The sequence below is a fragment of the Marinobacter sp. LV10R520-4 genome, from assembly GCF_002563815.1.
Lineage (GTDB): Bacteria > Pseudomonadota > Gammaproteobacteria > Pseudomonadales > Oleiphilaceae > Marinobacter.
In genome coordinates, this window is sequence record NZ_PDJM01000001.1 from 3,657,166 (window position 1) to 3,675,957 (window position 18,792).

At 55.7% G+C, this 18,792-nt stretch carries 17 protein-coding genes; 7 read left to right on the forward strand and 10 right to left on the reverse strand.

Annotated elements, in window-relative coordinates; translation table 11 throughout:
- The first annotated feature begins 23 nt into the window (after positions 1-23).
- Positions 24-1,649, forward strand: a complete 1,626-nt coding sequence (locus ATG98_RS17665; protein WP_098424000.1) for an NADH-quinone oxidoreductase subunit L — start codon at positions 24-26, stop codon at positions 1,647-1,649.
- Positions 1,646-4,099 carry a DUF2309 domain-containing protein gene (locus tag ATG98_RS17670; RefSeq protein WP_098424001.1) on the forward strand — a complete coding sequence of 818 codons (2,454 nt, stop codon included), beginning with the start codon at positions 1,646-1,648 and terminating at the stop codon, positions 4,097-4,099. The genes ATG98_RS17665 and ATG98_RS17670 overlap by 4 nt, the downstream gene beginning before the upstream one ends.
- Here ATG98_RS17670 and ATG98_RS17675 read toward each other — a convergent pair.
- The 7 genes from ATG98_RS17675 to ATG98_RS17705 all read right to left on the reverse strand — a co-directional run bounded on the left by ATG98_RS17675 (position 4,036) and on the right by ATG98_RS17705 (position 10,725).
- The gene (locus tag ATG98_RS17675; protein ID WP_098424002.1) at positions 4,036-5,172 is read right to left on the reverse strand and encodes a sulfate/molybdate ABC transporter ATP-binding protein; all 1,137 of its coding nucleotides are present in this window, start codon (positions 5,170-5,172) and stop codon (positions 4,036-4,038) included. The genes ATG98_RS17670 and ATG98_RS17675 overlap by 64 nt on opposite strands.
- Positions 5,172-6,056 carry a sulfate ABC transporter permease subunit CysW gene (gene cysW, locus ATG98_RS17680; RefSeq protein WP_098424003.1) on the reverse strand — a complete coding sequence of 295 codons (885 nt, stop codon included), beginning with the start codon at positions 6,054-6,056 and terminating at the stop codon, positions 5,172-5,174. Before cysW ends, ATG98_RS17675 begins: the two co-directional genes overlap by 1 nt.
- 4 nt (positions 6,057-6,060) lie before the next feature.
- Complete coding sequence (gene cysT / locus ATG98_RS17685) at positions 6,061-6,942, reverse strand: sulfate/thiosulfate ABC transporter permease CysT (RefSeq protein WP_098418345.1); 882 nt, start codon at positions 6,940-6,942, stop codon at positions 6,061-6,063.
- 3 nt (positions 6,943-6,945) lie between these two features.
- Positions 6,946-7,959 (reverse strand): thiosulfate ABC transporter substrate-binding protein CysP, encoded by a 1,014-nt coding sequence (cysP, locus tag ATG98_RS17690; protein WP_098418346.1) that lies wholly within the window; start codon positions 7,957-7,959, stop codon positions 6,946-6,948.
- A gap of 181 nt (positions 7,960-8,140) precedes the next feature.
- Positions 8,141-8,449, reverse strand: a complete 309-nt coding sequence (locus ATG98_RS17695; protein ID WP_098418347.1) for a c-type cytochrome — start codon at positions 8,447-8,449, stop codon at positions 8,141-8,143.
- A 16-nt stretch (positions 8,450-8,465) separates the two neighbouring features.
- Positions 8,466-9,656: a sulfite oxidase gene (locus ATG98_RS17700; RefSeq protein ID WP_218925891.1), complete on the reverse strand. Its 1,191-nt coding sequence runs from the start codon at positions 9,654-9,656 to the stop codon at positions 8,466-8,468.
- Between the two features lie 100 nt (positions 9,657-9,756).
- Positions 9,757-10,725 carry a beta-ketoacyl-ACP synthase III gene (locus ATG98_RS17705; RefSeq protein WP_098418348.1) on the reverse strand — a complete coding sequence of 323 codons (969 nt, stop codon included), beginning with the start codon at positions 10,723-10,725 and terminating at the stop codon, positions 9,757-9,759.
- A 334-nt stretch (positions 10,726-11,059) separates the two neighbouring features.
- Here ATG98_RS17705 and ATG98_RS17710 point away from each other — a divergent pair, with 334 nt between their 5' ends.
- Positions 11,060-11,806 (forward strand): sulfite exporter TauE/SafE family protein, encoded by a 747-nt coding sequence (locus ATG98_RS17710; protein WP_098418349.1) that lies wholly within the window; start codon positions 11,060-11,062, stop codon positions 11,804-11,806.
- 24 nt (positions 11,807-11,830) lie between these two features.
- Here ATG98_RS17710 and ATG98_RS17715 read toward each other — a convergent pair whose 3' ends face one another.
- The 3 genes from ATG98_RS17715 to ATG98_RS17725 all read right to left on the reverse strand — a co-directional run bounded on the left by ATG98_RS17715 (position 11,831) and on the right by ATG98_RS17725 (position 16,329).
- Positions 11,831-12,994, reverse strand: coding sequence for an AI-2E family transporter (locus tag ATG98_RS17715; RefSeq protein WP_179888202.1), 1,164 nt, complete (start codon positions 12,992-12,994; stop codon positions 11,831-11,833).
- Positions 12,995-13,091: 97 nt separating this feature from the next.
- Entirely contained in the window at positions 13,092-15,686 is a 2,595-nt protein-coding gene (locus ATG98_RS17720; RefSeq protein ID WP_098424004.1) for an ABC transporter permease, read from the reverse strand.
- Positions 15,676-16,329, reverse strand: a complete 654-nt coding sequence (locus ATG98_RS17725; protein ID WP_179888312.1) for an ABC transporter ATP-binding protein — start codon at positions 16,327-16,329, stop codon at positions 15,676-15,678. The genes ATG98_RS17720 and ATG98_RS17725 overlap by 11 nt, the downstream gene beginning before the upstream one ends.
- An 81-nt stretch (positions 16,330-16,410) precedes the next feature.
- Here ATG98_RS17725 and ATG98_RS17730 point away from each other — a divergent pair, with 81 nt between their 5' ends.
- The 4 genes from ATG98_RS17730 (at position 16,411) to ATG98_RS17745 (ending at position 18,671) form a co-directional block, all read left to right on the forward strand.
- Positions 16,411-16,782 (forward strand): hypothetical protein, encoded by a 372-nt coding sequence (locus ATG98_RS17730; RefSeq protein WP_098424006.1) that lies wholly within the window; start codon positions 16,411-16,413, stop codon positions 16,780-16,782.
- A gap of 40 nt (positions 16,783-16,822) precedes the next feature.
- On the forward strand, positions 16,823-17,005 hold the full coding sequence (locus tag ATG98_RS17735) for a DUF1289 domain-containing protein (RefSeq protein ID WP_098418352.1): 183 nt from the start codon (positions 16,823-16,825) through the stop codon (positions 17,003-17,005).
- A 191-nt stretch (positions 17,006-17,196) separates the two neighbouring features.
- Entirely contained in the window at positions 17,197-18,126 is a 930-nt protein-coding gene (gene folE2 / locus ATG98_RS17740) for a GTP cyclohydrolase FolE2 (protein WP_098418353.1), read from the forward strand.
- Positions 18,123-18,671 carry a hypothetical protein gene (locus ATG98_RS17745; RefSeq protein ID WP_098418354.1) on the forward strand — a complete coding sequence of 183 codons (549 nt, stop codon included), beginning with the start codon at positions 18,123-18,125 and terminating at the stop codon, positions 18,669-18,671. Before folE2 ends, ATG98_RS17745 begins: the two co-directional genes overlap by 4 nt.
- Positions 18,672-18,792 lie beyond the last annotated feature (121 nt).

The following is an 18,792-nucleotide window of genomic DNA, read 5'->3' on the forward strand; positions in this document are numbered from 1 at the left end:
TTTGCTGTTCAAGGAGTTGCTGAATGAACCCCATTGCCACCGTCGTTGCAGAACTTGCCCTGTTGGGCTGGTTGCTGGTCCCTTTGTCGCTGCTGTTGCTTGCGGCTTATGCCAGCTGGACCAGCAACCCACGCAAGCTTGCCCATTGCTGGACCGCCGCCAAGAGCCTGTTCGTCGCCTTGATGGCTATCACGGGCTTTATTGGCCTGATGTTGCTGGCCGATGGCCCGGGCTTCACAACCGGTTTGCCGGAAATTAGCGCCCAGTTTGGCCTGCTCCCCAATGGCCTGTCATTGTGGATGTCTATGCTGGTTGGCTTTATCGGCTGGGTCATCATTCGTTACGCAGACGACTACCTGCGCGAGGACCCGGGGCGCGAGCGCTTTTTCCCCTGGTTTCTTATTACCCTAGCCAGCGTTCTGGTTCTGGTGCTGACCAACCACCTGCTTATCCTTGTGGGTGCCTGGGTGGGCGTAAGCCTTTCATTTCACCATTTGCTCACCCTTTACCCCCAACGTGCCGCGGCGAATGCGGCCGCTTTGCAAAAGTTCATTATCAGTAGGGTAGGCGATGTGTGTGTACTCAGCGCCGTTTTGCTTCTGCACCACCATTACGAAACCTTTTACCTTCCGGAAATGATAGCCGCCGCAAGCGGTGGAGCTGATCAATCATTGGCGCTGCGGTCCGCGTCTGTACTGCTGGCTATAGCGGCGCTGCTGAAATGCGCCCAGCTGCCCGTTCACGGCTGGTTGTTGCGGGTTATGGAAGCGCCAACGCCGGTTTCGGCACTGCTGCACGCAGGCATTATCAACCTGGGTGGTTTCCTGTGGCTGCGTTTGTACCCGGTGTTTGACGGCTTTACTCCGGGCCACGGCATTCTTCTTGTCGTCGGCGGTGTGACCGCCGTGGTGGCTGCGCTGGTGATGATGACGCAGTCGTCGGTGAAGCACTCACTGGCGTGGTCTACGTCAGCGCAGATGGGTTTTATGTTGTTCGAAATTGGTTTAGGCGCTTACACCTTGGCCCTTCTTCACCTGCTGGCGCACTCGCTGTACAAGGCGCATTCGTTCCTTGCCAGCAGCCGCACCGTGGTAGCCAGCCATAAACTGGCAGGGTATGCGGGAGTGGAGAGAGTTCAGGTGATAAACGGCGTGCTGGCCGCAGTGGTCGCCGCTGTCATATTGTGGGCGGTGCCGGCACTGGTTGAAGGGAAACTGGTTCTAGGCACGCTGCTTGTGCTGGCGTGTACTGCTGCCGCACTGGGCATTCCAGCCTGGGTGAAGGCGCCTGTCCGCGCCAGTCTGCTGCTGTGCACCCTGATGCTGTTGCCGATGTATAGCTTGCTGCATGCGCTGCTGTCACCGGCTCTGGGTTCAGCCAACAACCTGGTGTTGCCATTTGCAGCACAAGTGGCGGGCCTGGCCATTGTCGCTGCTCTGGCGGCCGGCTCGCTGATGATTTTGCTTAAACCGCAAAGCCGCATCAGCCAGGCGCTCCACCATTACTGCTGCGACGGCTTAGGGCTAGACCTGCCGCTGAACCGCATCAGTGCTGCGCTGGCAAGAAAAACCAGCAGCTTGAGCCTTAGCGGCGCCAAACCGACCAATCTAAACAAAGCTAACCCGTTGAGTTCAGGAGAACAGTCATGAACCCTAACCACGCTATACAAAACGAATTACAGGCGGCTGTAACCGCGGCTTGCGAGGCCATAGCGCCGATATGGCCACTGGACCAGTTTATCGCCGTTAATCCCTGGTGGGGGATGCGGGAACAGTCGGTGGCAGCGGCGGCCGATCAGTTGCAGCGCCGTGGCGGTATCAGCATGTTAATGCCTGCGTCTTTCTACTTGTCGGCCTGGGAGGGCGGGCGTATTCGCCCCGAAGACGTGCAGGATGTGTTGCAGGCGGCTGGCCCTGAGCCTGCACCATCGCTTGAAGACCTGCTTAAGCGCTTGCGCGCGGGCGATTCTGTTCAGCCGCGGGTAGCCTGCTCTATTTTCCTCAGCCACGAAGGCCTTGCGCCAGCCGGCGATGGCAACTCCCAGCAAGCCGTTGTACGTCAAACCGGTCGTTTCTGTGCCCGTTACTTTGATCAGCGCCAGGCACGCTGGGCTGCAGACAAGGAACACGGCCTTTACACGGCTTGGCATCAGCATGTAAACGCCAGCCACCTGGTAGACAAGCAGATTGGCGTTAAAGGTTTACAGCGTATGCTTGCAGGCTTGCCGCAAGAGACCGAACAGGCCCTGGCACAACTGACCAGCGATCTGGCCCTGCCGCCCGCGGCGTTGGAAGCGCTTTGCCACGGATTGTTACTGGATATGATTGGCTGGGCGTCCTGGTGCCGAGGAATAGACTGGCGAGCCGAAAATCAAGGGGGTAGCAATAGGGTCTGTCGTGAACTGCTGACCGTGTTGCTGGCATGGGAATGGGCAGGGGTCGCGCTGGCCGATAACGCTACCCGGAAAGCCTGGCGTAGCCAGTGGTCTCTGGCCGCCAAGAGTGGGTTTGATGCGAGCGGTCTCGATAAGGGCGCAAACACTGACGGCCAGCTCTGGTTGTGGCAGCAGGCGTTCGAGCGGGCGTGGCAGCGCCAGTTGATATCAAGTCTGAATCTCGATGAGAGCCCGGTTGCGGCGACAAAGCCGGATATTCAAGCGGTATTTTGTATTGATGTACGTTCGGAAGTTATCCGGCGCAACCTGGAACAGGCGGACGGCGGGATTCAAACCAAAGGTATGGCCGGCTTCTTTGGCCTGGCGCTGGCACATCAGACACTCAGCGACAAGCCCGGCATGCGTCAGCTTCCTGGCCTGTTGGAGCCGGCGATTATAGCCGCTGACACCACGGGTACCAGCCAGGGTGACAATATACAGCGAAGCAAAACCAATCAGCAGGAACTGGTCCGTCAAGCCGTTCGTGGCGCCAAGTATGGGAGTCTGTCAACATTTACCCTGGTGGAAACCACCGGCTTGGCTTGGGCTTGGAAGCTGGTGCGTGACAGTTTAAACAAAGGGAATGGCAGTAAAGGTGAAGACCACGAGCCGGGCCAGCTACGCATGCATCATGCCGGAACCGGAGATCCGTTGTCTGATGCGAACAAAATCCGCCTGGGCACTGATTTTTTGCGGTCGCTGTCGCTGACGGAATATTTTGCCCCGTTACTGGTTTTGGTGGGCCACGGCGCCCACACAGACAATAACGCTCACCACGCGGGTTTGGCCTGCGGCGCCTGCGGGGGCCGCAACGGCGGCCTGAATGCGCAGATTGTGGCTGATATGCTGAATGAGCCGGTGGTGCGTGCAGGGCTGGAAAAAGAGGGTATCGTTATTCCGCAGGAAACTTGGGTGGTTGCCGGCCAGCACTGCACGGTAACCGACCAAGTGCAGATTATTCGCCGCAGCGCCTTACCGGACAGTCATCGGGGTGTCCTGTCGCGTTTTGAAAATGCCCTGAGCATTGCTGGTACCAGCATGCGGAGGGAGCGGGCGACACCGCTTCAGCTAAACGGTTTGGGCGATGACGCGCTGCTGGCCGAACTGCAAAGACGTACCCGGAACTGGGCAGAGGTGCGCCCTGAGTGGGGTTTGGCCAACAACGCCGCGATGCTGATTGGCAATCGCACATTGTCGCGCGGACGCGACCTGGGTGGCCGGGTGTTCATGCACGATTATGACCCCGGGGCAGACGAGGATGGCAATGTACTGACCGCCATATTCGGTGGCCCTGTGGTGGTTGCCAGCTGGATTAATTTGCAGTATTTCGCCTCGGTGACTGCACCGGAAACCTACGGTGCGGGCAATAAGCTGCTGCATTCGGTGATCGGCGGCAATGTGGGCGTGATTGAAGGCGATGGCAGCGATCTGCGGATTGGCTTGCCGTGGCAGTCGGTTCACGACGGCACGAACTGGCGGCACGAGCCCATGCGTTTAACGGTTCTGATTGATGCGCCCCAAGAGCGGATTGATTTGGCTTTGGAACGCACCCCGGCGCTCGCCACACTGGTTAAAAACCAGTGGCTGAGTATGACCAGCCTTCAACTGATCAAGCGAACCCGGGGTGCCAGTTCCGCTTCGGCCCAGTTGACCGTTGCGGGCTGAGCGTCGTTACCGGTAAACAGATGCCCGACCTCCGGCACTGCATAACGCAGATCGCCGCGAGTCGGGCGCTGACTATTGAACTCAGCATGGCTGATACCCACTTCCCAGATGTTATCCGATCCTTCGCTTTGCCAGCCTTCAGGGCGTAACTCAACCCGCACTTCCGAGCCAATCAGGCTGACCGCTTCAATGCGCAGCGGCAAATTGGCGTGCGCCACCGGCGCTGTTGCCAGCCGCACTTCATGTGGCCGCAGGTAGAGCTGGGCGTCTCCCTTGTGCTGCACTCCGGGTAAGGTTACCCAGGCATTACCCTGGCTCAGGCTGCCTTGCCTTACCTGGCCAGAAATAACATTTACCTGGCCCAAAAAATCGAACACAAAGCGGCTCTCTGGCCGAGCGTAAAGCTCTATGGGTTCATTCACCTGCTCCACTCGGCCCTGGCTCATAACCACCACCTGATCAGACAGTTCCAACGCTTCTTCCTGATCGTGGGTCACGAAAATGCTGGTGAAGTGAAATTCGTCATGAAGGTTGCGCAGCCAACGGCGCAAGTCTTTACGTACTTTGGCGTCCAGCGCTCCAAAGGGCTCATCTAAAAGCAGAATTTTCGGTTGGGTCGCAATCGAGCGGGCCAATGCCACCCGCTGTTTCTGACCGCCGGACAATTGCGCCGGGTAGCGTTGGGCCAAGTGCGGCAACTGAATCATTTCCAGTAGTTCGCTAACGCGCTTCTGAATATCCGTTTTTGACGGGCGCTGTTTGCGTGGCAGAGAATCCAGGCCGAAAGCAATGTTCTGTGCCACGGTCATGTGGCGGAACAGAGCATAGTGCTGAAACACAAAACCGATGTTGCGATCGCGCACATGAAGCCCGGTAACATCCTGGCCTGAAAACGAGATTTGTCCGCTGTCGGCGGACTCCAGCCCGGCAATAATTCGCAGCAAAGTTGTTTTGCCCGAGCCAGAGGGGCCCAGCAAAGCGGTGAGTTTGCCCTCGGGAATATCCAGAGAGACGTTATTCAGCGCCTGAAACTTGCCAAAGCGCTTGTTGATGCCATCAACGGTAATACTCATTAAGCAGTCTCCTGTGCTTGCAGACGGACAAGGGTACGAGCCTGCCGCCATTCCACAAAACCTTTAGCGGCCAGCGTAAACACGGCAATGCCGGCCAATAGTGAGGCGCTGGTGAAAGCGCCGACAACGTTATAATCCTGGTACAACAATTCCACGTGCAGGGGCAGGGTGTTGGTTTGCCCTCGAATGTTACCCGCCACCACCGACACCGCGCCAAATTCGCCGACTGCACGAGCGTTGGTCAGTACAACGCCGTAGATAAGCGCCCATTTGATGTTGGGTAGTGTGATGGTCCGAAATATTCTCCAACCCGATGCGCCAAGCACCACGCCGGCCTCTTCTTCCTCGCTGCCTTGCTGTTGCATCAGCGGAATCAGCTCGCGGGCCACAAACGGGCAGGTCACAAACACCGTCACCATAACAATGCCGGGCCAGCTGAACATCAGCTGAATGTCATAATCCGCCAGCCAGCTGCCAATCCAGCCGTTACGGCCATACAGCAGCAGATACAGCAAACCAGCCACCACTGGCGACACCGCAAACGGAATATCAATCAGGGTGATCAGCAGTTTACGGCCGGGAAAGCGAAACCGGGTGACCAGCCAGGCCAGCGCGACACCAAACACCAGGTTTAGCGGCACGGTCAAAGCGGCCACAAACAAGGTCAGCCCGATGGCGTGCAGAGTGTACTGGTCTAGCAGGTTATCAGCGAAGGTGCTCCACCCGGCGCTCAGGGCTTCGGTGAAAATAACCACCAGCGGCATAATTAAAAGGCCAGCGGTAACAGCGATGGCAATGCCAATCAGCAGCCACTTTATGGCCGGGCTGTCGCCAACGCGACGCTGTTGTAAAGAGCGTGAAGAGCGGGACCGGGTGCTTGCCATGGTGCTAGCGTCCTTCCAGGCGTTTGAGATAGCGCGCTTGCCATACCGTAATGGAAAACAGCAGCACCAGTGATGCCAGCAGAACAACCGAGGCGATCGCGCTGGCCGCCGCGTAGTCGTATTCCTGTAGGCGGATAAAGATCATCAGGCTGGTGACTTCACTGATGTAGGGCATGTTGCCGGCAATGAAGATAACCGCGCCAAACTCGCCAAGGCTGCGGGTGAACGACAAAGCCACACCGGTGACCAATGCTGGCCATAGTGCCGGAAAAATGACCCGGCGAAACACATGGGCGTCGCTGGCGCCCAGGCTTACGGCGGCTTCTTCATCTTCCGGTGCCAGCTCTTCCAGAACCGGCTGCACAGTGCGCACCACAAACGGTAAGCTGGTAAACGCCATAGCCACCACGATGCCAACCGGAGTGAAGGCAACTTCAATGCCCAGTTTGGTGAGCCATTGTCCATACCAGCCGTTTGCGGCGAACAGCGTTGCCAGAGTAATACCGGCAACGGCGGTGGGTAACGCAAAGGGTAGATCTACCACTGCATCAATCAGGCGTTTTCCGGGAAATTCATAGCGCACCAATACCCAGGCCAGCAGCAGGCCAAATGCGCCGTTGAACAGCGACGCGGCTAATGCCGCCAGTGCGGTTACCTTATAGGAGGCAACCACCCGTGGATCAGTGATTACAAACCAGAATTCGCTGAGGGTCATGGCGGACATTTCAATGACCAGACCGGTCAGCGGCAATAGCAGAACCAGGCTGATAAAGAACAGCGAAATGCCGAGGCTCAGACCGAACCCCGGCAATACCCGCTTACTGCGGCCCTTAGCAAGCGACCAGCGCTGTGGTTTCACAACGCTGGCCTGATTGGCAGTGGACATTAATTACTTCCGACGCTGCAGTTGGTCAAGTTTGCCGCCACTGGCAAAGTGTTCTTCGGTGGCGTTTTCCCAGCTGCCGGCAATGGCGCTGATGGGCAGTAATTTGACATCCGGGAAGCGGTCAGACGTTTCCTTTTTGACGACCTCGTTGTGCACGCGGTTGTTGAATCCGGCCAGCAGGCGCTGGGCGTCTTCGCTGTAAAGGTGCTCAAGATAAGCTTTGGCCAGTTCTTCGGTGCCGTTCTGTTTTACGTAATCGTCTATCCAGGTCACCGGGAATTCGGCCAGAAAGCTGACTTTAGGCGTGACAACTTCGTATTCGCCGTTGTCGTAGCGGTCGACCAGATTCAGTACTTCCGATTCAAACGTTAGTAGAGCGTCGCCAATACCACGCTCAATAAAAGTGGTCGTAGCGCCACGACCGCCGCTGTCGAAGACTTTTACGTGGCCCAGAAAGTCCCGCAGAAAGCCGTCTATTTTCTGCTGGTCGTCACCAAAGGTCTCCTGGGCGTAGCCCAGTGCGGCCAGGTAGGTATAACGACCGTTACCGGAGGTTTTCGGGTTGGGCATAACCAGAGCGACGTCTTCTTTTACCAGGTCGTCCCAGTTTTGGATGTTTTTCGGATTACCCTTACGCACCAGGAACGCCATAGTCGAGTAGTAAGGAGAGCTGTTGTTTGGTAAACGCTCGGCCCAGTTTTCAGGAATCAAGTTGCCGCGGGTGTGCAGAATGTCGATGTCGGTAACCTGGTTAAAGGTAACCACGTCGGCTTTCAGACCTTGAATAATCGCTTGTGCCTGCTTGGAAGAGCCTGCGTGAGACTGGCTGACTTCAACGTTGTCGCCGGTCTTTTCATTCCAGTATTCATTGAAATGCACGTTGTAAGCGGCGAACAGTTCACGGGCGATGTCATAGGATGAGTTCAGCAGTTCACGATCGGCCGATAAAGCGGCAGGTGCGAAGAGCGAGGCACTGAGCGCGAGGCCGGTAACCAGGCCCTTGAGTTTACGTTGCATGACATTCCCCTAAACAGATGGTGTGTTGAGGGGTAAGTTAACAAAGTGCGGTTAAAACGGGAAAGAATAACGAATCACTTAAATATAAATTTTTAGAATAAGAAGAGGGTAAGTAGTAAAAGCGCTTTCATGATGACGAAAACCTGAAGCCCGCAATATGTGCGAGCTTCAGGTTTTGCCGCTACTGCTTAGAGGCTTCGGCGACGTAATGCGCCACCGCTTTCATCTGCTCTTGCGACAGGCTGTCCGAAAAATTCGGCATAATACCAACCCCGCCGTTCAGCGCCTTCCAAACCTGCTCTTCAGAAGGCTTCAGATCATTGAAGTTGGGTCCGATAACACCTGCCGACCCTGCGTCTGCCAAAGTGTGGCAAATCGCGCAGGAAGGCTGAGACTGATCAAATACCTGCTTACCCTGTTTGTAAAGTTCGTCTGCAAAAGCGGTCCCAGCACACAGACATAATATAATACTAACAACCGCTGTTTTCATAAATGAGTTTCCACGCTCAAGTTACGTTAACGGTAACGCCGTGATCTTGCCAGCTGGTGTTGCCATAACCGCGTTCGTTCGGCGTACGCTCAGGTGGTTGAGTGTTGCCTTCAACATCGGTGGCACGACTGACGATGCGATGCTCGCCGGCCGGCAGATCGGTGCCCAGTACAAACGGACGCCATGCAAAAGGTCCTAAATCCGGTCCCAGGAAACGGGCCTGTTTCCAATTTTTGCCACCGTCGACAGAGACTTCTATTTTCTCAAGATCATTAACACCGCCAAAGGCCACGCCATAAATCATATTACGACCGGTTTTTGCGCCTTCTAGAGGAGCAGTTACCCAGGACTTAACCGGCATTTCCCACATGGAAGGTTGGTCCGGGGCGCCTTTTACGCCAACGTCGCGAAAGCGATAGCCCGAGGCCTGAATTTTGGCGTCGGTTTGGTCTTTCGTAAGAGTGATGTTTTTGACGTACTTAACGTTGTTGACACCAAAGTAGCCCGGCACAACAAAACGCAAAGGCCCGCCATGGCTCAAGGGTAAGGGTTGATCGTTCATTTCCCACACCAGCATAGCCTGGTCTAACGCTCTAAGGGGGACAGAGCGCTTTACCATCAGGGTTTTCGGGTCCAAACCTGCAGGCAGAGTCTCGCCGCCCGTGGCGGTTATGTAACGGGCATCTTCAATGTTGCCACCCAGTTCTTTGATCACATCGCTTAGGGGCACGCCTGTCCAAACGACACAGCCCGCAGCGCCGGTGGCCCACTGGGTTCCGCCCGGGCCATGGGTAAAGAAAGCGCGGCCATTGCCGGAACACTGCAATACAGACGCAACCGACGTGACATTCATTTTTTTCAGATCGGCAACCGTAAAGGTTTTGGGCGATGCCACACCATCAATGGCAACTTCCCAGGCATCCGGGTTATCCGTGATGCCGCCGGGCGCGGGCAGGTTGTTACGCACAAACAAATGGGTGCTTGGCGTTACCACACCGCTACCAATGGCACCACGCTGGGTTTCCATAGTGTTCGCGCTGTGCACGATCAACGCAGATTGATCTTTCCATTTCACGAAGTCAGGCAGGGTTTTGGGCTCTTCGGCACGCGCCAGTGGCACCATGCCTAACAAGCTGACAGAGGCCATGGCGCCGGCGCTGCCAACCAGTAAACGTCTGCGGCTGAGGCTCGCAGGTTGGGTTGTCATAGCTTGAGTATCCCGAGGTGACATTTTCATCATTTCTTCCTCTTATTTTTTTTGATGCACATCGGGACTAAGCTTAAACCAGCTTCTTATATGCTGCCACTTAAAAACGTAGTAACGCAGACCCCCAGGTAAAACCGCCGCCAAACGCTTCCAGCAAAACAACCTCGTTCCGCTTGATCCGGCCATCACGTACAGCTTCATCAAGGGCCAGAGGAATAGACGCTGCTGAGGTATTGCCATGCTTGTTAACGGTTACTACAACCTGATCCATCGGCATGTTCAGTTTTCTAGCGGTCGCTGCGATAATGCGCATATTAGCCTGGTGGGGCACAAGCCAATCAATATCCGATTTTTTCATATTGTTGTGGGCAAGGGTTTCATCAACAATTCTACCCAGCGTGTTTACCGCCATTCTGAAGACTTCATTGCCTTTCATTTCCACATAGCCCAAGCCTGCCTTGAACTTTTCAGGATTTTCGGCGATGCCACATGGCACGTGAAGAAGTTTTTCATAGCTGCCGTCGGCGTGAAGATGGGTGGACAAAATCCCAGTTTCATCACTGGCTTCAAGAATAACCGCACCGGCGCCATCGCCGAACAACACGCAGGTACCGCGATCGCTCCAGTCGATAATACGAGAGAATACCTCGGCACCAATGACGAGCACTTTTTTGCTGGTTCCGGTTTTTATAAACTTATCCGCGGTGGCCAGCGCGTACACAAAACCGCTGCATACAGCCTGAATGTCAAAAGCGGGACAGCCTCGAATGCCCAGGCGCGCCTGCAGAATACAGGCGGAGCTTGGGAATATTTTATTGGGCGTAGAAGTAGCGAACACGATCAGATCAATATCTGCAGCGTCTATTCCGGCGGCATCTATGGCTCTCAATGCGGCCTGTTCGGCCAGGTCAACCGTGGTTTGACCCTTCACCGCAATATGGCGCTGCTCAATGCCGGTGCGCTCGCGGATCCACTGGTCCGTGGTGTCCACAGTTTTTTCTAGATCTTTATTGGTAACAATCTGGTCCGGCAGATACGAGCCAGTGCCGGTAATACGTGCGAAGGTCATTCGTAACTTCCTGCAGCATTGATTTTTTGTCAATCCGTCATGCTATACCGGTCTATGCCGGCGGCGTTATTAGCGATTTGTCGGTTGAACGTTAGTTTGTCATCTTTCAGCATGGCAGCGACGGCTAGTTAGGTCTAGATTTAATCTTCGACTCGACCGCAATACACTGGAATGGGACGGAATTATGACACAGGGACGTTTTGTAAAATCTACCATTAGCTTTTCTTGTGCAACCTCCGTTAGCCTTGCGTTAAGCATTCAAGCTTGGAGCAGTTACAAATCTTCTGCCGCGGCAGCTCGCAAACCCTTGGTTCAACATTGATACGGTCACCGAATGACGCTCACTGAAATGGTTTTGCTGGCTGCCCTGGGCGGGGTCGCCGGCTTTATTAACGTGCTCTCCGCCGGCGGCTCAATGCTCACTTTGCCCTTGCTGATGTTTCTGGGCTTGCCGCCCCAGGTTGCCAATGGCACCAATCGGGTCGCTATAACGTTGCAGAGCGTTACCGCCGTTGGCAGTTTTTTCCGTAACGGGCACGGCCAGCTAGGCATTGGTTTGCGCCTGGCCGTGCCGGCCGTGCTGGGATCCTTGCTTGGTGCATGGCTTGCAACCGATGTGTCGGCAGCTGTTTTCGAGTTCATTCTGGTTGCCGCCATGATCGCCACCTCGGCATTTTTACTGTTGCCAGCGCCAAAGCTGGACACTCGGCCTTTAACCCCCCAACGGCTCGGCCCGGTGATCTACGCCGCCATGTTTGTGGTGGGTCTTTACGGTGGTTTCATTCAGGTGGGAGTAGGGGCGCTGTTTATTGTGGCGCTGCACCGTATGCTGAAAATAGACCTGCTCCAGGTGAACGTGCTCAAAGTCTTCATCATTCTTCTGTATACCATCCCGGCACTGGCGATATTCGCAGGCAGTGGGCAAGTACGCTGGGCCATGGGCCTGACCCTGGCCGCAGGTAACATTGCCGGGGCAATCATTGCGGTGAAGGTCAATGTTGGGCCACGGGGTGCACAGTGGGTGAAATGGCTAACTCTGATTATGGTCGGCGCCATTGTTATTCGCCTGATTGTCGCTTGATTGGCCGCTGACTATTGTGCTCTTTTACTTTCCCAGCAATTCACCCAGGGGCCTCAAGTTGACCACAGAATCACATAGGGATTTTGTCATCATCAACAAGGGCGTGGCGACAATCAAACCGACCGGCCCCCACAACCAACCCCAGACCAATAAACCAATAAAAATAACAACGGCGTTCAGGCTCGACACGCGCGCCGTTAACACCGGGGTAAGTATGTTGCCCTGAATACTGGTAATGATCAGTGAGGTCAACGACACCGCAAGGGCCATATTGACCGAGCCGAACTGAACAAACGCTGCTGCCCCTGTGGCTAGGAAAATCAGAACAGGCCCCAGATAAGGAACGGCACTGGCCACACCGGCGAGCACACCCCACAGGCCGGCTTGTTCAAAGCCCAGAGCCATGAATGCCAGCCAGGTTATGATGCCTACAAATACCGCGCCGATTAACGTCACAAACAGGAAACGCCGCACCTGATGGTGGAAGTCTGCCATGATATGGGCCGCTTTGCGCATACGGCCAAACGACGGCCCGGCAATGCGCACAACTTTCAAACGGTAGAGCTTGCCTACGGCCAACAGGAAAAATACCAGCAGCAACACTGAAAGCACCTGCGAGAACAGCACCAGTGCAGCAGGTGAGCCCTGCATAATAAAATTGCGGAGATCGAAGGGCTCTTTTGCAATCCTCACCAATGTAGCGCGAGTCCGGGAGCTGTCTCTTTTATCGTCTGACGCGGTCGTTTCTTCAATTTTGATTGCGGCCTCCTGGGCCTTTTCGATAACGCTTTCTTCTTTTACAGGATTTCTCGCCTCTTCACGCTGAAAGCGCTCAACCGCTTGCGGAATTTTGTTTAAAAGATCCATCGCTTCATCTTTTAAAGGCACGCTTGCGGCTGCGCAAATGGCTATAACGACGGTGATCACCAACCCAGCGGCAAGAGTTCGCGGCAGTCGCAAACGTTCGAGCCCGGTTACCAGCGGGTCGAGCGCATAGCTGATCAGCACCGCCACCACTAAGGGCAATAAAATGGCTTGCGCCCAGTCGATAAAAAACAAAGTGGCGACGGTCGCCAGAATGACCAGTGATACGCTTCGAACGTTTACCGCCTGAATCATTCCATCGGAGTTGTTCAGAGGGTTCCCGTTGGTTTTATCGGATTCGTCAGAGCCTGTCTGTACTATCATATGAGCCTTTTCCTGGCGTGTTGGTCGAGTGCAATTGTCTCAGTTTAGTCAACACAGAAAAACACGCATATACATTTCGTTAATAGCCACCCTCCACTCAACCCTCCCGCAGCAGCAGGGCCGGGTTCAGCCGCAGCGCCCGCAGCGTTGGCAGCAGGCCTGCCAGCAGGGCAAGGGAGCTGACGGCGCCCGCCACCAGCGCGCCAAGCCACCACAGATCGCCTGCCGGCAGTTTTAGCAACATGCTGGCCAGTGGAAGGGCAATCAGCGCTCCGAGTGCGGTCGCGAACACGGTAGAAAGCAAGGTAAGTAACCCGGTTTCCAGCAGCATGGACTGCCGAATAGCCTGGTGCCTCGCGCCAAGGCAGTGAAGCAGGTTGGCCTCGTATAGCTGTCGTCTGCGGCTGACACTGACCACGCTGGACAGCACAAGAAGGCTCGCCGTCAGGCTGACCAAAGCAACGGTGGCAAGGCCGGCCGCTGCTTTGTTGAGCAGGTTACCGGCGGTCTCGAGCCAGTCGGCTGTGCGCAGGGTAATCACATTCGGGATGTTTCTGGCCAGCCACTGCTGTGACGTTTTTGCGGCCGGGTCGGTTTGGTAAACCACGCCTACATACCTGCCAATCAACTCGTCCAGCGCGCCATCTTGCAGAAGGCCTTCGAACCAGAATCGGGTTTGAAGGCCTTTTTGCTGGTACAGGGCTTTAATTTCGGCGGCAATTGTCTGGCCCTCAGCCTGAAACTCCACTCGGTCTCCTACTTTCAGCCCGAGCTGGTTGGCTTCACGATCTTCCATCGCCATGAAGGCGGGCTCACCCTCTGCTGCCGGCGACGACCACCAGCTGCCACTGACGAGCTCTAGATCTTCCGGGTTTCCTGACAGATAACTGAGCTTGTACTCATCACCCATGGCCTCGCGTCTGGCTTGCGAGTTGTCTGCCAGAACATCCGCGATTGGCTGGTTGTTGATCGCCGCCAGGCGGCCACGAACCAGTGGCAATAGTTCAATCTGACTGGCCGGATCAAGGGATTCGAGGCCAGACTTGAGCGGGTCAATCTGATCAAAAAAAACCTCATACAGGATCAGGGCAGGGGCTTCGGCCGGGATCGTGGATTCCAGCGCGCGAAGGAGGGTGCCCACAAGCAGGGTGCAAGCCACCACAAGAGTCAGCGCCGTACCCAGCGAGAGCAGGGTTGCCCGCAACGGTGAATCTGGCCTGTGCAAATTGGCCAGCGCCAGTCGGCGTGCAAAATTTCGACCAGCAAAGCCGCTGTCTTCCAAATCTCTGGCAGCGCGTTGCAGTCCCTTGATCAGACCTTCCAGTAAGCCCCAGAGCAGCACAACAGCCAGCAGAAACAGGAACCCGAGTTGCGGGGAGGGTAGCCAGAGAAGAGTGGCGGCAATGTAGGCCGCTAGCAGAAGATAACTCGCTATCCGCCAGCTGCGAGGCTCATGGCTGGCCGCCTGAACCCGGCCGCGGAACAGGCCTGCCGGCGACGCAGCAAGTGCTCTGGCCAGCGCCGGCAGTGCGAAAACGTAGGCCGTCAGCACCGCAAACAGCCAGCTCAGCAGCAATGGCACAAGCCAAAGAGCTACCCACTGGCCAGCATCAACAGAGCCGGGCAGCGCAAAGGCATCACCGGCCAGACCAATGGCTGCGGCAGACAGCGCCAACCCGATGGCGCCGCCGATGATGCCGGCCATGCTGCCCAGCAGGCCAATCTGAAGAAGATAAATGCCCACCAAAGGCCGGCGGCGCAAGCCCAGTGTTTGCAGTGTGGCGATGGTGCCAAGCTTTTCGTCCAGGTAGGCATGTATGCTGTTGGCGACACCCAGGCCGCCAATGAACAGCGTGGTAAAAGCGATCAGAATGAGCGCCGTTGCAATCTGGTCAAGCCTTTCGGACAGGCGTTCGCTGCGCTCGGCAAAGGTTGTGGTATCCCAGCGGGTATCGGGAAACGCCTGCTCGAATTCATCCAGCCAGACGTCCAGATTGCGATCGGTCTGCACCCGGTATTCGTAGTCAACGCGGCTGCCCGGCCGAATCAGCCCAGTTGCTTCTACCGCCGCTTCGGAAATCATGATCGGCAAGCCGCGCCAGTTGGCATTCAGGCTGCGATCCGGCTGCGCCTGAATCAGGCCGCTGATGCGAAAAGTTGCTGCGCCAATCTGAATCTGATCGCCAATGGACTGGCCCAGACGCTCAGCAAGCAAAGGATCAATGATGGCGCCCCAAAGATCATTCTTCTGTGAAGTTAGCTCTGCAAGTGGTTGATCCGGCATTAGTTGCAGCTTGCCGTAAAGCGGATAGGCGGCATCCGGAATCAGTATCTCGGCTCTGACGAAGCTTGCGCCGCCGTCTTCACCTTCACCTTCACCACTCGCTGCCCCGCTTACCATCGTATCGAGCTCTCGAACCAGCGAGAGGCTGCCGGTCGCACGAACCCATGCAAGCACTTCATCCGGCAGAGGTTCACTGGCTTCCAGTTCGACGTCGCCGCCCAGAAGCATGCGGGTATCCGCTAGCAGACTCTGCTCGATAACCCGGTAGAGACTAGCCGTGGCAGCCACCAGGGTAACGCCCAGTATGAGGCATGCCAGAAAAACCTTGAGCGCGGAGATGCGCGAGCGCAGGTCCGAGATCGCGAATTTCAGCATCCAGAAGGGTCTTGCGGAGGTTTCAGATTTCATAGAGGTGCCCACCGTCCATCCGAACCCTGTGCTGACATCGCTCCGCGACGCGCTCGTCGTGGGTCACCAGCACCAGCGTAGACTTGCTTTTCTTATGCAGGTCGAACAGCAACGAAAGCACTTTCTCGCCGGTTTCCTGGTCCAGATTGCCTGTAGGCTCGTCACCCAGCAGCAAACTCGGTTGATTCACCAGTGCCCTGGCAATCGCTACACGCTGCTGCTCGCCGCCAGACAGTTGCGCTGGATAGTGCTGCAATCGATGGCTCAGCCCAACGGCCTCCAGCATGGCAATAGCTTGTTCACGGGCGTGGGCTTGCCCGGCAATTTCAAGGGGCAGGCTGACGTTACCCAGCGCGCTGAGACCGGGCAGCAAATGAAATGACTGGAAAATAATGCCAAGGTGCTTGCTGCGCCAGTCGGCCAATGCATTTGAATCCATGTCACCAAGGCGCTGGCTGCCAATCAGAATCTCGCCCTTGTCTGGGCGCTCAAGACCAGAAAGCAGCAGAAGCAGGGAGGTTTTCCCGCTTCCGGATGGGCCAGTAATCGCCAGTGTTTCGCCGGGTGGAACCTTGAGTGATGCGTTATTGAGCACTGAGACAGCACCTGATTCTGTTGGATAGGTAAGGTAAATGCCGCTCATTTCGACGCTGGTGGACACTGAGGCTCCTTGTTTTGTGATTAGTGCGAATCTGATCTTTTCGTTATGTTACTCTATAACACTATGAAACCTGACAAACGTGAACTTAAACAAATAGAACGCCAGTTTGTCGTGGCGCTCACCGAAGCCTGCGAAGCTGCAAAAACTGAAGTACCCGGTTTTTGCTGGCTGACACACGATAGCGGCGCAAATCAGTTTCCGGCGGGCCTTCGCGTGACCTGGATTTTTGATACCCGGGCCAACCTTGAGCAAGCGCTTGTTGATGGCTTTAAACAGCATGCGCGTGCACAGACCTTGGCCGCGCTTGAACAAACCGGCCTGGACCCAGGCCTCATTTCCAATTGCCTGCAGTTCGACAGCGAGGAAGCCTGCACGAACTCCCAGAAGGGTAACTGGTTAGCGCGGCTGGCGCAGATACGGCGCATCAGACATTAAGAGCAGGCAACACTTGACGATCCGCAGGCTGGGAGCCCCCATGGCGAAGGAAATAGAAAACCCCTGCAACTCTGTCTGTCAATTGGACAGCGGCGTCTGCCGGGGTTGCGGCCGCACACGGGCGGAAATCAAAGCCTGGAAAGGAATGAAGCGGCCCGAGAAACAGACGTCGGCAAGAGCGGCGGGTCTGAGGCTGAAAAAACAGAAAACGAAGAATTGCTAAAGACCCAGCCCAGAACAACCTCTTTCAGTACCGGAACCACGCACGTTTAAGTTGATCAAGTAGTTACATTGTGTTATGTTATAACATAACAATTAAGGGGAAGTGACCGACTGTTGGGGTGCGCATTCCCTCAATGACTTGCTCCACACCCCCAGTCTTGCCAAACAGCGCAGAATGCAGGGAGTCAAACGATGACCGCGGATCTTCCCGATATCGCAAAAAACCAGGTGGGGCAGGGAGGTGCTCCGCTGGATTGGGTGGGGATGGAAAACATCAGCCTTCCTGTAGTGCTCAATGAAGCCAGTCAGGTGTCTTATACATCCGGCAGCGCATCGGTATTTGTAAATGTTCCATCGGGGCCGCTGGCTGTGAAAGGTATCCACATGTCGCGGCTTTACCAGCTACTCAATACCTCGTCGTCCAGTGCACTAACCCCGGGATTGCTTCGGAGCCTGTTGGCATCGGCCATTGCAAGCCATCAGGATTGTGGTTCCGAAAAGGCAAAAATCACTTACTCGTTCAACTTTCTGGCTCTGCGCGATGCGTTAGTCACTCCCGATAGTTCAGGATGGCAGAGTTACTTGGTCTCATTATCTGCTGAAAGAGATGACGATAGAAAGTGCGAGCAAATATGGCTATCGGTGAATATTACATACTCGTCAACTTGTCCGTGCTCAGCCGCACTGTCCCGGCAGGTTCTGCGGGATGCGTTCACCAACGATCACTTTGGAATGACACAGGTATCGGTGAATGATGTGGCTCTTTGGCTCGATCAAAATGGCAGCGTCGCAACACCCCACAGCCAACGGAGCATTGCCCGTGTATCCGTTCCGTTGGATATGGCGCGGCCAGATCGTCTTGGCCTCATCGATCTGATTGATCGTGCTGAAGCAGCGCTCTCAACGCCGGTGCAAACGCTGGTTAAACGAGCCGATGAGCAGGCATTTGCTCGGCTCAATGGCGCAAATCTGATGTACGTGGAGGATGCCGTTCGGCGGTTGTCAACAGCACTTACGCCACATTATAAGGAAGTTGGGGTCAAAGTACGCCACCTCGAAAGCCTGCATGCCCACGATGCGGTTGCTTCCATTAGCCCCGCTAGGGGCGGGTTGGCGCCATGACTGACGCGCCTGACATCTTCATTTTCAACACACTGAGTAAGCGCAAAGAGGCGTTGGTTACTGCCGAATCAGATCGAGTAACCCTCTATGTCTGCGGACCTACGGTCTACAACTATTCGCACCTCGGCAATGCCCGCCCGGCAGTGGTGTTCGATCTTCTGGTCAACCTCCTGAAAACCAGATACAGCGAAGTGGCCTATGCCCGGAATTTCACCGATATTGATGACAAGATAAACCATGCGGCCGCGGCGGAAGGGAGTTCAATTGACACTGTTGCAACGCGTTTTATCAATGCGTATCACCGGGATATGGACGCGCTGGGTGTGGCACGACCGCAATGGGAACCCCGGGTCACCCATCATATTCCCCAGATAATTGCGCTGATTGCCCGGCTTCTCAAAAAAGGGCATGCCTACAGTCACAAAGGGCACGTGTTGTTCAGTATTGTTTCCTACCCAGAGTACGGGCTTCTCTCTGGCCGAAATATGAATAGCGTGAGCGCCACTGTACCAGCGCACGACCGACACCTTGGAGAACACGATTAAACCATTCTGGGTCGAGTGGATCGAAGCGCGGATAGAGCAACGCAATATTGCGCTGAAAGCGGGGAATTATGAGTTGGCGGACATCATTCGGTCTGAATTACTGGCCCGGCACGTCCAGTTG

What these genes read in the sequence shown, in the direction of transcription:
- ATG98_RS17700 (WP_218925891.1), bottom strand. Translation starts at nt 9,656, where the DNA reads ATGACAACCCAACCTGCGAGCCTCAGCCGCAGACGTTTACTGGTTGGC.
- ATG98_RS17735 (WP_098418352.1), top strand. Translation starts at nt 16,823, where the DNA reads ATGGCGAAGGAAATAGAAAACCCCTGCAACTCTGTCTGTCAATTGGAC.
- ATG98_RS17675 (WP_098424002.1), bottom strand. Translation starts at nt 5,172, where the DNA reads ATGAGTATTACCGTTGATGGCATCAACAAGCGCTTTGGCAAGTTTCAG.
- ATG98_RS17730 (WP_098424006.1), top strand. Translation starts at nt 16,411, where the DNA reads ATGAAACCTGACAAACGTGAACTTAAACAAATAGAACGCCAGTTTGTC.
- ATG98_RS17725 (WP_179888312.1), bottom strand. Translation starts at nt 16,329, where the DNA reads ATGAGCGGCATTTACCTTACCTATCCAACAGAATCAGGTGCTGTCTCA.
- ATG98_RS17710 (WP_098418349.1), top strand. Translation starts at nt 11,060, where the DNA reads ATGACGCTCACTGAAATGGTTTTGCTGGCTGCCCTGGGCGGGGTCGCC.
- ATG98_RS17720 (WP_098424004.1), bottom strand. Translation starts at nt 15,686, where the DNA reads ATGAAATCTGAAACCTCCGCAAGACCCTTCTGGATGCTGAAATTCGCG.
- ATG98_RS17670 (WP_098424001.1), top strand. Translation starts at nt 1,646, where the DNA reads ATGAACCCTAACCACGCTATACAAAACGAATTACAGGCGGCTGTAACC.
- ATG98_RS17695 (WP_098418347.1), bottom strand. Translation starts at nt 8,449, where the DNA reads ATGAAAACAGCGGTTGTTAGTATTATATTATGTCTGTGTGCTGGGACC.
- folE2 (WP_098418353.1), top strand. Translation starts at nt 17,197, where the DNA reads ATGACCGCGGATCTTCCCGATATCGCAAAAAACCAGGTGGGGCAGGGA.
- cysW (WP_098424003.1), bottom strand. Translation starts at nt 6,056, where the DNA reads ATGGCAAGCACCCGGTCCCGCTCTTCACGCTCTTTACAACAGCGTCGC.
- cysP (WP_098418346.1), bottom strand. Translation starts at nt 7,959, where the DNA reads ATGCAACGTAAACTCAAGGGCCTGGTTACCGGCCTCGCGCTCAGTGCC.
- ATG98_RS17745 (WP_098418354.1), top strand. Translation starts at nt 18,123, where the DNA reads ATGACTGACGCGCCTGACATCTTCATTTTCAACACACTGAGTAAGCGC.
- ATG98_RS17705 (WP_098418348.1), bottom strand. Translation starts at nt 10,725, where the DNA reads ATGACCTTCGCACGTATTACCGGCACTGGCTCGTATCTGCCGGACCAG.
- cysT (WP_098418345.1), bottom strand. Translation starts at nt 6,942, where the DNA reads ATGTCCACTGCCAATCAGGCCAGCGTTGTGAAACCACAGCGCTGGTCG.
- ATG98_RS17715 (WP_179888202.1), bottom strand. Translation starts at nt 12,994, where the DNA reads ATGATAGTACAGACAGGCTCTGACGAATCCGATAAAACCAACGGGAAC.
- ATG98_RS17665 (WP_098424000.1), top strand. Translation starts at nt 24, where the DNA reads ATGAACCCCATTGCCACCGTCGTTGCAGAACTTGCCCTGTTGGGCTGG.